The 13,158-nt window shown below is 43.1% G+C and carries 11 protein-coding genes; 4 read left to right on the top strand and 7 right to left on the bottom strand.

From position 1 onward, the window contains the following. Positions 1–8 precede the first annotated feature (8 nt). The 3 genes from rpsD to rplQ are packed head-to-tail and all read left to right on the top strand — an operon-like array spanning position 9 to position 2,203. The gene (rpsD, locus tag LEP1GSC058_RS10465) at positions 9–632 is read left to right on the top strand and encodes a 30S ribosomal protein S4 (protein WP_039948289.1); all 624 of its coding nucleotides are present in this window, start codon (positions 9–11) and stop codon (positions 630–632) included. 22 nt (positions 633–654) lie between these two features. Beyond that, a complete protein-coding gene (locus LEP1GSC058_RS10460) occupies positions 655–1,632 on the top strand; it encodes a DNA-directed RNA polymerase subunit alpha (RefSeq protein ID WP_016551044.1) in 978 nt (325 codons plus the stop codon). A gap of 1 nt (position 1,633) precedes the next feature. Further along, positions 1,634–2,203, top strand: a complete 570-nt coding sequence (gene rplQ, locus LEP1GSC058_RS10455; protein ID WP_016550114.1) for a 50S ribosomal protein L17 — start codon at positions 1,634–1,636, stop codon at positions 2,201–2,203. Between the two features lie 167 nt (positions 2,204–2,370). On the opposite strand, the gene LEP1GSC058_RS10450 is transcribed toward rplQ, so the two are convergent. The 6 genes from LEP1GSC058_RS10450 to LEP1GSC058_RS10425 all read right to left on the bottom strand — a co-directional run bounded on the left by LEP1GSC058_RS10450 (position 2,371) and on the right by LEP1GSC058_RS10425 (position 10,991). Then, entirely contained in the window at positions 2,371–4,356 is a 1,986-nt protein-coding gene (locus LEP1GSC058_RS10450; protein ID WP_016549822.1) for a PP2C family protein-serine/threonine phosphatase, read from the bottom strand. A gap of 235 nt (positions 4,357–4,591) precedes the next feature. Then, entirely contained in the window at positions 4,592–6,664 is a 2,073-nt protein-coding gene (locus LEP1GSC058_RS10445; RefSeq protein WP_016550988.1) for a glycoside hydrolase family 5 protein, read from the bottom strand. A gap of 183 nt (positions 6,665–6,847) precedes the next feature. After that, positions 6,848–7,738, bottom strand: a complete 891-nt coding sequence (locus LEP1GSC058_RS10440; protein WP_039948562.1) for a helix-turn-helix domain-containing protein — start codon at positions 7,736–7,738, stop codon at positions 6,848–6,850. A 428-nt stretch (positions 7,739–8,166) separates the two neighbouring features. Beyond that, a complete protein-coding gene (locus LEP1GSC058_RS10435; RefSeq protein WP_016550799.1) occupies positions 8,167–8,820 on the bottom strand; it encodes a class II aldolase/adducin family protein in 654 nt (217 codons plus the stop codon). Then, positions 8,817–9,473: a class II aldolase/adducin family protein gene (locus tag LEP1GSC058_RS10430; RefSeq protein ID WP_016550043.1), complete on the bottom strand. Its 657-nt coding sequence runs from the start codon at positions 9,471–9,473 to the stop codon at positions 8,817–8,819. The genes LEP1GSC058_RS10435 and LEP1GSC058_RS10430 overlap by 4 nt, the downstream gene beginning before the upstream one ends. A 39-nt stretch (positions 9,474–9,512) precedes the next feature. Then, positions 9,513–10,991, bottom strand: a complete 1,479-nt coding sequence (locus LEP1GSC058_RS10425) for an aspartate aminotransferase family protein (RefSeq protein WP_016549682.1) — start codon at positions 10,989–10,991, stop codon at positions 9,513–9,515. A gap of 161 nt (positions 10,992–11,152) precedes the next feature. Between LEP1GSC058_RS10425 and LEP1GSC058_RS10420 the strand changes: the two genes are divergently transcribed. Then, positions 11,153–11,806: a TetR/AcrR family transcriptional regulator gene (locus LEP1GSC058_RS10420; RefSeq protein ID WP_039948561.1), complete on the top strand. Its 654-nt coding sequence runs from the start codon at positions 11,153–11,155 to the stop codon at positions 11,804–11,806. A gap of 61 nt (positions 11,807–11,867) precedes the next feature. On the opposite strand, the gene LEP1GSC058_RS10415 is transcribed toward LEP1GSC058_RS10420, so the two are convergent. After that, a complete protein-coding gene (locus LEP1GSC058_RS10415) occupies positions 11,868–13,118 on the bottom strand; it encodes an MFS transporter (protein ID WP_016549415.1) in 1,251 nt (416 codons plus the stop codon). Positions 13,119–13,158 lie beyond the last annotated feature (40 nt).

Raw genomic sequence — 13,158 nt, 5'->3', positions numbered from 1 at the left:
GGAAGAATATGGCAAGATATAGAGGTCCAGTCGTAAAACTGATGAGGAGAGAGGGTGTGAACCTCTTCCTCAAATCTAGCTATACTTTCAATCGGGATAAGTTCCACAAAAAGGGACCTCCCGGTATGCCGCCAAAACGGAAACCAAAAGTTTCCGAATACGGCGCTCAGTTGAGAGAAAAGCAAAAACTGAAACGCGCTTACGGTCTGTTAGAAAAACAATTCCGTCGTTATTACGAGGAAGCGTCGCACGCTCACGGGGTGACCGGTGAAATATTGCTTCAGCTTCTGGAAAGAAGATTGGATAATGTCGTTTATCGACTAGGGTTCGCAGTAACTAGGCGCCAAGCTAGGAATTTTATCTCTCATCAACACGTTCTCGTGAACGGAGAGAGAGTTGATATTCCTTCTTACAGGCTGAATGTAGGTGACAAAATCGAGATTAGAGGTAAGTTCCATACTTCCGCTTTTATCACTCAAAACATTCAATTGGCTCAATCCTTGAACTCAATTCCATCTTGGTTGTCTGCCGACTTTATCAAGTTTTCAGGGGATGTTCTTTCTTTACCGGAACGCCATCATGTGGATATTCCTGTGAAAGAACAGGTGATCGTGGAGTTGTACTCCAAGTAATAAAGGTACGAAGGTTTTCACATTGTCTCTTAAAAGCTTACTCAAAGGATTTAAACGTCCGAAAAAGATCGAATTCACTACGGAAACGAACACGCCGAATTACGGAAAGTTCGTCGCGGAGCCTTTCGAACGCGGGTTTGCAACTACGATCGGAAACTCTCTTCGCAGGACTCTTATGTCCTCGATCGAGGGTGCGGCGATTTCCGCAATCCGCATCGAAGGCGTAAACCACGAGTTCTCATACATCGAAGGAGTGGCTGAGGACGTTACCCGTATCATCCTGAACTTGAAGCAAGTTCGTATCAAATACGAGCCTGAAGATAAAGACCAAAGCAAGGTCATTCACCTCGAATTGAAAGGCGCGGGATATTTTAGAGCGGGTGATTTGGCTGTGGATTCTTCCATAGAAATCATGAATCCCGATCTTCATCTTGCGACTTTGAACGAGGACGCTAATTTGATTCTCGATTTAGAGATTCAAAGAGGTAGGGGATATGTTCCCGCCGAAGATAAAAAGAAAGATATAGAAGTATTGGGAACGATCCCGATCGATTCTATTTTTTCTCCGGTTCAAAAAGTCATCTTCGAAATTTCGGAAACTCGCGTCGCTCAAAGATCCGATTATGAGAAATTGACCATCGAGGTTTGGACCGACGGTTCTATCTCTCCGGAAGACGCGGTCGCGCAAGCCGCAAAAATCTTAAAAGAACACCTAACGGTTTTCATCAATTTCGAAGAAGAACTCGAAGAGGAAGAAGACGAGCTAGACGAAGCCGACGAGAAGCTAAAAGCGTCTCTTTCCAAGCACGTCGAAGAGCTCGAGTTGTCCGTTCGTTCTCTCAATGTTCTTCGAAGCTTGGAGATCGATTTTGTCGGAGATCTGGTCAAGAGATCCGAAGAAGAGATGTCCAAATCCAAACACTACAGCGAGCAGGCTCTCGGTGAGCTCAAGTCCAAACTTGCGGGTTTGGGATTGTCGTTCGGAATGAGGGATTTCTGAAATGAATAAGAGAAATAAAGTAAAGCATCTTAACCGCGAAAAGGGCCATAGGGATGCTTTGATCAATAATATGATCACGAGTCTTTTTAAATACGAAAGAATCGAATCCACTCAGGCAAAATTGAAAGTGGTTCGTTCACACGCAGAAAAGATCATTACTCGTGCTAAGAAAAATTTAGGCGATGTCGCTCCCGAGATAAAACTTCATAACAAACGCGAAGTTTTAAAAAGAGTGAAAGATCGCAATATCGTAACTAAACTTTTCGAAGATATTGCCGTTCGCTTTGCGAATACCAACGGCGGATATACTCGGATTCTGAAGCTTGTAAATCGCCCTTCCGATAATTCGGAAGTCGGGATCTTGGAGCTGACGAACCGCAAAGATCGTCCGACCCTTCTCAAAGAAATTCGTGATAAACGCGAAGTGTTTTCCGATGAGAAGAAAGCTAAAGCCGCAAAGGAAGCTCCTCCTAAAAAGGAACGAGTTCCTAAAAAAGTAGCAGCAGAGAAAAAGAAAACGACTGTTGCTCCTAAAAAGAAAGCCGCAGCAAAACCTAAGAAAAAAAAATAATCCCCCTATTATAGAGATGGGAGATCGGACCCCGGTTGTTGAAAGACACCGGGGTTTTTTATTGCATTCATAGTTCGGCGACAATGAAGAAGACTGTAAATACATCGACTTGAAAAAAGTTTGAGCCGTTTATTCTTTTATAAAATCCTGAAAGATAATTCTCAAATTCAATAGCCGGTTCCATTCAAGAGTTCCTCGAGTTTTTCAATTAAGGCGCTATCCTCGTTTATCTCTTTGGCTCTTTGAAGGATATCCCGGGATTTTTGAAAGTCGCCAAGCAAGCGATAATTGTCGGCAAGGTTGATCAGATTCGCAAACCTTTGCGGTTGAGAGACTCTAACCGTTTCGGCTGCCTCTGCGGCTTTTTTGAAGTCTTTTATATGTTTATAACATAAGGAAACGACGAACCATATATTTTGGGAATTCGAATTTAACGATAGATATTTTTCAAACCACTTGATCGCATTTATATAATCCTTTCGATCATAGTATACTTGGCCTAATAAGCGAGCGGGTTCTTTGAATGTGGGTGCGATTGCCCAAGCTTCTTTCAATAAAGATAACGCTTTTACGGTTTCCCGTTGTTGTAAACTTCTTCTTGCTTCCGAATACTTGCTTATAGCTTGGGAATATTTCGGATGATTGGTGGAAACTTGCTCCTTGAAGCCGATGCGTATCAAGGAAAGATCGTCCGATATAACTCCGAAAGAATGTAGTCTGTCCGCTATACCGTCGATTTCTCCTTTAGCTTCCTCGACGATTTGCGGGAAAATAGTTTCATCCTCATTCATCCGCCAATGGATTCCGTCGTCAGACAAATTGATATCATCGCGGCCATCGGAGCCTACGTATATAACATCTCCTTCCATAAGCGTCGACTCTTGAATTTTGAATTTGCCCTCAATCGGAGAACCTAATTTCCAGGTGGATGCTTCCTGTACTAGAAACGAAGCTTTACCGTCTCTATAAAGCACCGGCCATGGATGCTCGGCATTAAAGAAGACGATTCTTCCGGTCTTTTCGTTGATAAGGCCGAGAATGACGGAGGCCATCATCATTCCGTCGAAAGTTCTGAAGATATCGTCCAATTCCCGATACGTCTGACGTATCCAATCTTCAGGTTTCATTTCTAAGACTCTTCCGTGACTTGCAGATCTTGCCATGATATTGTTTACTGCCGTTCCGAGTACGATGGCGCCGCCTGCACCCTGCAAGGATTTACCCATCGCATCCCCGTTTAGAAATACGATCCATTTCTCTTTATTCGGTCCGAAGAGAAGATTTCCGCTGATACAGATATCGCCTCCAAGTTCCGATTCCCGATTTTTAAATATGAATTTCTTTTTCTGTTCGATATAAAAGGTCGTGCTGACTTCTATCGAAGTGTTCCAGTTTGTGGTTAGAGGTTTACTTAACAATGACGTTAAGTAATAGTCGCCGTCCTGCTGCACTTTTAAGGCTTGGATCTCGTCCATTTTGCCCGTAACTTCTCGAGTACGTTCCTTTACTTTCTCTTCCAGAGTGTTTGCATATTCCTCTTCGACGGCGCCGATTAATCGAAAGATTACGATTACACTCCTTGTTATGTATGCGACAACGACCAAAAAAACCAATTTTAAGGCTTGTTCGGAAATGGACGCATACCCCGGCGATAAAACTTTTATTTCGTCTTCGGTAAATTCCACTCCCATAAAACCGCTGTTTAAGATTACTATGCCTTGGCAAAATGCGCAAAGGAATCCAGTCCAAAGAACGAAATTCGGCGATAGTAAAAGTCCGGAATATACGATAAAGATCATATTTATGGCGTATAAAACTAATTGTCGGATTACTCCAGACGACATGTCTCGATCCGTCCAAGAGGCGACAAACATAGTGATGCCTAAGGTGATGACATCGGCGAGGATTGCTGCCTTTCCGAGTCGAACAGGAATCGTTCCGTTCCTGCGTAGATAAAAAAGATTAACTATGGCAAAGCCGGCTAAAGTGCAGGTTCCAAGCAAGTATGCTACATTTTGGAGCAAAGAACTCTGGGCCCAAGATGCGGCTAGAGAACCTAGAAACAAAATAACAAGTCCAAAACGGATTCGATTGATCGTAATAGGTCCTGAAGAAGCTATTCGATCCGTTAATAGCTCCTTTTTATCTTCCATGATTGCTAAAGCTCCGACTGAGAAAATGGCTATTCGAGACTAATTAATTTGATTCGCGTTGCAACTGTCTACAAATTCTCGAATATTCGGACCCGAGAATAAGATTGGATTCCAAACTGTTCCCTTTTTTCGCCCCAAAATATAAGCGAAAAATAAGAATATTATAAACTTATCCATCCCTATTCAAGTTTTGCTCGCGGGAGCGTAGAAATCTCGTTTATAACCGATAACTAAATCACTCGGACGGATATCCCCCGTACGTCATTTTGCCGGTCATATATACGGGGCTTTGGTTATTCATTTGAATTTTAGTTTTTAAACTGTTTTGAAGATTGAGCAGAACGCTGTCATTAAAGGAAATATTGGCCGCGTCGATTGCGATAGCAAAGTGAATCGACGTGTCCGAATCTTCCCCGCTTGCGAGATCATCCCAAAGAATTAAAAGATTTCCGGAACCGCTTTGCCTATTCCGATCTTGAACCAAGATGGCTTCGGCGTTTTCGTTTTGAATGCTATTCGGTAAACCTTTATTATAAATTCGTTTGTCCGTTATTAGAATAACATCTTGTGCGGAAAAATGAGGGGGCAGAAAAATTTCGGTCGGCGCTTCGGATTTTCTACCTTTCCAGATTACTATAATAAATCTTCTATCCGAAAAATAAGTCGGTCCGGCTGATTCCGCTCTGATTCCTCCCCACTCGAATACGTTATTCCACGAATCGAATCCAACGGTATTATAGTAAAAACTTAAAATTTCTCCCTGGGATCTCCTCGGATATGCTCGTTGAATCGTGTAGTTGTCAACGTTGAAAGTTGTTCCGTAATTTCCAACAACGGAAAAATCTTCGTTGTTCCAAGCGTCCTTAGAAGTGATCAGTTTGGAGGCGTTATTATTCATATATTCATGGTGGTTATTATAATAATAATCCCAATGCCATTCCGTTCCCGAAACGACCGGGTTATAGAAATCCGCATAACGAGTTTTCGTCGTTTGTTGGCCGTCGGAGATTTCCATGGCCTGGTATACCGCACTGATCATTCTCGGAGTATCTTTGGCTCCGACGGCTTTAAGCCACATTCCGAATTCGCTTAGAAAGACAGGTATTTGCTCGAATCTAGATTCTTTTCGAATATCATCCAGATATTTAAAGTATGTGGCATTATCGATTCCTGTAAGATCGGTGCCCATCCGTGCAGCGTCATAAAAGTGAGAATTGAAAACAAATCCCGGTCCCGGAAGAGTAGTCAAATGTCCGCCGCCCGTGGCAGGAGCGATGGCGCCTATATTCGTATTCCAAAAAACTAATGGTTCAGCATATACCCATTTGGAATCCCATCCATTTTGGTTCAAACTTTGACGAACTTTATTATAGAAAGGCCAAAGTTTTTGATTATCCCACTGGGCGGGGGTTAATCCCTGCATTCCTCCGTCAACAGGTTCGTTGAACGGGTCTATTCCCAGAATATAAGCGAATTCCGCAGGAGTCAGTTGAGCCTTTAAATATGCCGCGGTTTTTCCGAGCTGCCAAAGAAATTCTTCCTGCATCGTTCTGGTTCCAAGCGCCGTATTTAGAGTCGAATCGTTCCAAAAATTCCTGAAAGCTCTCCGAATGGCTTCGTTGGTCAGATTGTTTTGACTCCAGCTTGCGCAAATAATTCCGCAATATTCGGAAGGGTAGGATCCGCCGGCGATAATCCAAGCCGGCGCACCGTTTCCCGTATACCAGGAGCTTTTATTAAATAGATTCCTTGAAAATAAGTCCTGATGAAAATCCAGAAGAATATAAAGTTTCTTTTGTGTAGCCTTTCGAATTTGGGCAATAATCGAATCCAAATAGGCGTAATCCATCGTATCCACCGCAGGGTGCGTACCTTCCCACGCTACAATAAATCGAATCATGTTTGCGCCGGTTGTCTGGCCCAGTCTTCCGAACGCGATCTCGGCATCGGCTTCGTTTTGAAAGGGCTTAAAGCCATGCTGGACAAGCTTGGCATTTCCGGAGATATTAAAGCCGCGGAAGTAAACTTCTCTGCCAAGACCGTCTAAGAAGATCTTGTCGATTTGACCGGCGTATGATTTTTCTCCGATAACGATGCCGATCTCTTCGCTCGTATCTACATAGTCTAGATTATGAAGGTTGGCGTTAAGACTCAACGATCGATTTAAATGATTTGGTATCAAACTGTTAAATTGCGTACCGGAAAAAATCGATAGGAGCGGGATCGATTGGTTTACGGAAGGACTACAGTTAGTAGTCCAAGAAGCGATAAACGAAATGCAAAGGGTGAGAATTAACCGAATCTTCATGGAGACGAACCCTACTAACTTTGAATTCGGTCGCCAATTAGAAATCTAAAATCGTAGCGGGCATCTTCATAAAAAGTGGATCTCTTTTTATGAAGATGCAAAAATATTATACTTAAATTAAGTTATATGGAATGGATTTATAATTGGAATCTATGCGAAAATCGTTCCCGAATTCCAAAGTACTTAAAGGGCTCGGTATTTGTTCGGCGTATACCCGATTCTTTGTTTGAAAAATCGGATGAAATGTTGCGGATATTTGAATCCCAATTCATAGGCGATATCATTGACCGATTTATCCGGTTCAAAGATTTTCTCTTTGGCTATGTCTATCAATTTCGATTGTATGTGATCTTTCGCGGAATTGCCGGTTTCTTTTTTGATCAAATCCCCAAAGTAGTTGGCGGAAAGATCTAACGCTTCCGCAAAATAGCCTACGGAAGGCAATCCGATAGTCCGAGGTTTATCGGACTGGAAATATTCGTTCAGCAGATTTTCGAACTTCTCTAAAATTCCCTTATGCGCCTCGTCGCGGGTAACGAATTGCCGCTCGTAAAAGCGCATGCAATAATTCAGGAACAGCTCTATATTCGTTACTATCAGCCTATCACTATGTTTATCGACTGAATGCTTCAGTTCAAATTCGATTTTGGAGAAGCAGTCAATAACGATTTGGAGTTCTTCTTCGGATAGATGAAGAGCCTCGTGTACGTCGTAGGAAAAAAATGTGTAATCACGAATGTGTCGCCCTAAAGACGTACCGTGAATCAGGTCTTGATGAAATACTAACGCATATCCCTGCGGTTCATAATATTCATTATTATTCTCACCGAGCACCTGACCGGGAGCAAGGAATGCCAATGTTCCTTCCTGATAATCGTAAGTATGGCGTCCATACCGGAGGTCGCCACATTTTACCTGCTTTAAAAAAATAGTATAAAAACCGAAGTACATACGACGATGTTTCCTGGGCTTGGCTTTTGATAAGTGAATTACGTTAACAAGCGGGTGCCTGGTTTTTTGCCCGTTCAAAATGTTATACTCGTTGATAGTATGAAATTTCAGAACATCGTTCATATGCTTACTTCTTTTATAAGGATAGAGCATAGATAAACCATACTCATTTTAGGTTTCCGTATCGATCTCTCTTTCATAAGAGATTTCAGTCGTTAATTCAGTATAATAAGTCAGGAAGAAATTACGAACACTTTTGGTTCAGTAAACCCTTTTAATTTGACTCTGAAATTTTAAATTTTGAGAATATAGGCCTGAAAGAAATCGAATTCTATCGCCTTGCAATCGACACTGCTTCTCAGCTTGGTTTTATAAACAATATAAACGCGGAGAAAACGATAAGGAATATGTCCAATAAAGACAACCTATCCGCGATAACCATGGCGGATTCTATGCCCGCGAAACGTGGAAAAGTCGATAATTTCGAAATCTAACATTTAGATAGCTGGAAATTCTTCTGTGAGAAAATGATGCGCAAAAGATTTTGAAATTTAACGATTCTTTTCGGCTTGTTTGGAATATTTTCTTTGATAAACGAATCGGATCACTTCGGCCTCCAACCAAGGCACAGGCTTTCCGCCTCCTAGTATTCTGGAGTCGACGTACGCTTTACAGGTTTTTTCCAAGACTTGGCAAACCGCATGTACGTCATCGACCGTTCCGTGAGCGCAAAGAGCTCCGTTGCCCTTAAGGAGAACCGCATTTCTTCTTTTAATCGCGTTGATTAATTCCTTTATTGCCTTCTTTTCGAATCCGAGCGAATGCACTTTCGCGTTAGGTCCTACGATCTGGGCCATGTCGTCTAAAAACGGTCGAACCGTTTCACCGGCGATAGAGCAAGTAAGGATATTTTCTTGCATTGAATGGATAATCACGTTAAATTCGGGTCTTGCTAAGTAGAGAGCGATATGAGCGGCCGCTTCCTCCGGGACGTCGTTAGGAAAAACCTGTGCGTCGACTAAAGGAATTTCGAAGAGTCCGTTTTTACTTTTTTTCCCTAAAGCGATAAGATCCACTTTCTTGGGCGTGATCCAAATGCTTCGCCCGATTTTTACGCTCGCACAACCCCCCTTTGATAAGATACCTTCCTTAACGAACTGAGGTAAAACGGTTTGCAATTCTAACGGACTTTCCGGAAATTTCATGCTTTAACCTCGACTCCGAAGTTTTGCACGTACCAGTCGCGGATCGATTCACGACTAGCGTTTCTTTTTCCGGAGACCTTTAAAAACTCCCGCTCGATGAACGTCTTACAAATCCGCTCTAAAACTAGAGCCACGTTAAACGCATCTTCCATGTCCTGACCGATACAGAGCGTCCCATGATTTGCAAGGAGCACCGCTTTGCTGCCGGAACGATCCAATGCTTCGATTGCCATTCGGATTAACTTTTTGGTTCCCGGTAAGGAATAAGATGTGCAGTAAATTGGTCCTCCGATTACTTTCTTCATCTCGTTATCCAGGACGGGGATTTCCCGATGAGCGGCCGCAACGACAGAGGCTTGCAATTGGTGCGTATGAATAACCGCGCCGATATCCGATCGGAGTTTGTAAGCCGCTGCATGCAAACCCTTTTCGTAAGATGGTTTGATTCGACCTGTGTGTGTCAGGTCGTGTCTATTTACCTGAACGATTTCGTCCGGTTTCAAATCTTCGTAGGTTCTCCCAGTCGGAGTGATTACGAAATGATCTTCGTCGATTCTCTGACTGATATTTCCCCAGCTTCTCGCAATCAGACCGGCTTTTAGTAATCGTATTCCGGTGTCGCGAACAAGTTTTTTTGCCTTATCGATTTTCATATTGTTCTCCGAATCGTATTCAACGAAGCGAATCGTAAATTATTTCTTCGCCGTAACCCCTTCGACCTTTTGAAATACTTTTTCAAAACGTTTTAGAGCTTCGTCGATCACCGCGTCGGTATCCGAGGCGCTCGTATAAAGTCGGCTTCCCGCTAATGTTACTAGGCCTTCCGCCGTATAAGCGGCGCCCATTTCTTCCATCGCCTTCTTTCTTTCATGAGCTTCGCGAATCGTTCTTTTAATCTTCCAGAATTTCCTTATGTCGATATCCAGCAGCATTGTCCCGACCGTTTCCAGATGGCAAATGGAACCTTGATTGAATGCAACGAAAGGTAGATCGTATTTTTTGATCAATTTTTGCAATCCGGCGGTGATGCGATCTCCAGCTCTTCCGGATTTTTCGCAGGCTTTCTGTTTTTCAATTTCGGTAAGAGTGAAGTAACCGGCGGCTGAACTTAAAGGATTCGCAGCCATAGTCCCGCCGATCAATGCCTTCTTTGTTCCAGTTTGAAGTCCTGCCGAAAGATACTTCATGAATTCTCTTTTTCCACCGAGACCTCCCGCAGAAGGATAGCCGCCTGCAACGACCTTTCCGAAAACGGTAAGATCCGGACTGACTCCGAAGTATCCTTGGGCGCCGCTCATTCCGATTCGAAAGGCGGTTACAACTTCATCGAAAATTAATAAAGCTCCGTACTTATCGCAAAGCTCCCGAACTCCTTTATTAAAATCAAAATCCAAAGGTCGTGTACCACTTTCAGGACCGACAGGTTCGATTAAAACGGCGGCAGTCCCGCCTCTCCAACGATTCCTTTTTAGAGCTTTTTCCAGAGAATTTAGGTCGTTAGGATAAAACTCTTGCGTGTATTTAAAAACATGCTTGGGAATTCCGTGCGCTTCGAAATGGCGCGTGCCTGGAATACGAATGCCGTAAGCAAGTTGATCGCTCCAGCCGTGATATGCGCCTCCCATTTTAACAATATTTTTCTTCCGAGTGGCTAGTCGTGCGACTCGAATGGAAGCCATACAAGCTTCGGTACCGGAACCGAGCATTCGGAACATTTGTACGGAAGGCATATGTTCGACGATCTTTTCGGCTAATCGAAGTTCATATTCATGAAATAGGCCGGTTACAGGACCGGTACTATTCAATAGTTGGATGACCTTTTCCCGCACCGACTTCGGGTTGCTCCCCAAAACTGTTGGACCTCCACCTTGCAAAAAGTCGATGTATTTGTTTCCATCGAGATCATGCAGGTAGGCTCCTTCCGCTTTAGTAAATACCAAGGGAAAGGGGAAATTGAAGGCCAAATTATGCTGAACACCGCCAGGAATGTATTGGGAAGCCTCTTGAATCATCGCCTTTGAGCGAGAGCATTTCTTCTCGTAATAGTCGTTTAAATAGGCCTGCAATTCGTTCTTTTTCACCGAGCGAATCGGTTGCGAAATGAGTTCCTTGAGTTGGCGATATATTTCCTGAGTATCAGGGTATTTGGATATCGAAAAGCCGGTAGCCATGTCCCTCTCCATTTTTCTTTGAATTCTGTTTGACAGTGAGTGACTGCTCACTCACTGTCAAACAGAAAATACTAAGTGAATTGAAAAGCGGTAAAAATCCTCCGCGCACGCAGAAAGTTCCGCTTTTGTCGGCGGGAGGCGAGACTAAATTGACTTCATCAATGCCAACGAAATATTACAGCGAAACATTTGAACGGATACCGGAAGAGAAGCGAAACCGGATTCTTTCGGTAGCCATTGCCGAATTTGCGAATCGCGGTTTTACCAGTGCAAACACCAATACGATCGCTCGGAAGGCCGGAATTAGCGTCGGCTCTCTATTTAAATACTTCGAAACAAAGGAAGATTTCTTTTTAACCGCGGTAGGTCACGGAATCAGTCAGCTTGAACGAACTTTGGAGAAAGTCATACAAGAGGAAAACGATCTTTTCGGAAAGATCGAAAGTATACTTCGTATTATTCAACGGCATTCCAGGGAAAACCAAGATATCATTAGGCTTTATAATGAGATGACTTCGGAAGGAAATTCGGATTTGATTCGCCGACTCTCATCCGAATTGGAAAGTGTTTCCGCCAGAATTTACACTTCATTACTGTCTAAAGCGAAAAAAGAGGGTATTATAGGCAAAGATATTGAAGAGGAAATTTTTGCGTTCTGTCTGGATAATTTATTCATGACGTTGCAATTTTCTTACGCTTCGGAATATTATAGGGAAAGAATGAAAATTTACCTTGGATCGAACATTTTCGATCAAGATGAGAAAGTCGTGGAAGGTTTGATGAAATTCATTCGCCGAGCATTGGCAGTCAATTAATTCCTCTTTGTTAACGGAAAGAACTAATCGTAGCTATTGCTTAACGTCCTCGTCTGAATACCTATTTATGCAACACGGAGCTTTTCTCCTTTGCCGACCAATCCATCATGGGGGATTCTCTCAGGAAAAAGGTCAGAATTATATTAAATAACGATAAAGCAACGAATACCTTCATGAACTCCAGGCTGCCTATAACATTTAAACCTACGATAAAAGCAATTCCGGAAATTTGACCGATTAATAGTAATAAGCCCTGGGAAGATGATTCGGGGGCAGGGGAAGTAATTTCGGCGCAATATTGAAAACCGATCGGCGCCCCGGCGCCTAACAAGAAAAATCCGATTAAGAAAGATCCGATTAGTAAAACGGAATATTCCGTTCCGAATGTGAGGAGTAGAATTCCCGGTAAGAATCCGATCATCGATACTATAAGAAACGGTTGGCGTTTCCCGATTGCGTCGGAGATAGGCGGAAATATGACTCCCCCGATAATTCCCGAGATAAGCATAACCCCGCCGACGAGTCCGGTCTGCTCTACATTTAAACCTTTGCTTTCGCAGATTTGATCTATACAGGTACTCAAAGCGTTAAAGATTCCCAATCCGATAAGAAACAGTAGCAGAGCTTTTCGCATATCTTTCTGCCCAAGAATGTGTTTGAGTCCCGCAAAGACTTTGATTCTGGTATCTTCTCCGTGAATACTCGGTGATGTTAGGGGTTTTTCTTTTATAAAAATAAGAAAGAGCGCGGCTCCAATAAAAGAAGCGATTCCATAGATTAAAACTGCTTCCGGAATTCTGGAGATTTCCGGTTGATCTCCCCCTATCAGCAACGGAGTGCCGATCATTACTATTATAATTCCTACGAATTGGGCCAATGTGCCAAGTGCAACGGCGGTAGCCCGTTCGTTTATCGGAAACCAAAGGACGCTTACTTTTGTAACCGCATTAATGATGAAAGGTTGGGCAACGGCTAAGCCGATTTGGCAAGCGACAACCACTTTGAAATTTTCCGCGTACAATCCTTTTAGTAAACCCAAAGACCCGGCAACTGCTGCGCCTATTCCTATACCGATTCGGATCCCATACGTATCGATGATATAGGAAGCCGGTATTGCCATCAGAACGAATACCGCCAAGAAAATCATAGAAAGCAAATCGATTTCGAAAGAGGTGACCCCGTAGAATTGTTTCGCGTCCCTTGCAATGGAAGCAAAAGTAAGCCACTGAATTTGGATGATGGCAGTAATCAAGGAATACAGCGCGAGAACAACCCATCTGTATCCATACACCTTTACTTGGTTATCATCCATTCTGTTTCCTCATGCCGAAAGTGTTAGAGTATTTTTATTT

It is taken from the genome of Leptospira fainei serovar Hurstbridge str. BUT 6, assembly GCF_000306235.2.
GTDB lineage: Bacteria > Spirochaetota > Leptospiria > Leptospirales > Leptospiraceae > Leptospira_B > Leptospira_B fainei.
The sequence above is the reverse complement of the archived record's forward strand: the minus strand, read 5'-3'. Positions and strand labels throughout refer to the sequence as shown.

Excerpts from the sequence above, each read along its gene's own strand:
- rpsD (WP_039948289.1), top strand. The coding sequence starts at position 9 with ATGGCAAGATATAGAGGTCCAGTCGTAAAACTGATGAGGAGAGAGGGT.
- rplQ (WP_016550114.1), top strand. The coding sequence starts at position 1,634 with ATGAATAAGAGAAATAAAGTAAAGCATCTTAACCGCGAAAAGGGCCAT.
- LEP1GSC058_RS10450 (WP_016549822.1), bottom strand. The coding sequence starts at position 4,356 with ATGGAAGATAAAAAGGAGCTATTAACGGATCGAATAGCTTCTTCAGGA.
- LEP1GSC058_RS10445 (WP_016550988.1), bottom strand. The coding sequence starts at position 6,664 with ATGAAGATTCGGTTAATTCTCACCCTTTGCATTTCGTTTATCGCTTCT.
- LEP1GSC058_RS10440 (WP_039948562.1), bottom strand. The coding sequence starts at position 7,738 with ATGAACGATGTTCTGAAATTTCATACTATCAACGAGTATAACATTTTG.
- LEP1GSC058_RS10435 (WP_016550799.1), bottom strand. The coding sequence starts at position 8,820 with ATGAAATTTCCGGAAAGTCCGTTAGAATTGCAAACCGTTTTACCTCAG.
- LEP1GSC058_RS10430 (WP_016550043.1), bottom strand. The coding sequence starts at position 9,473 with ATGAAAATCGATAAGGCAAAAAAACTTGTTCGCGACACCGGAATACGA.
- LEP1GSC058_RS10425 (WP_016549682.1), bottom strand. The coding sequence starts at position 10,991 with ATGGCTACCGGCTTTTCGATATCCAAATACCCTGATACTCAGGAAATA.
- LEP1GSC058_RS10420 (WP_039948561.1), top strand. The coding sequence starts at position 11,153 with ATGCCAACGAAATATTACAGCGAAACATTTGAACGGATACCGGAAGAG.
- LEP1GSC058_RS10415 (WP_016549415.1), bottom strand. The coding sequence starts at position 13,118 with ATGGATGATAACCAAGTAAAGGTGTATGGATACAGATGGGTTGTTCTC.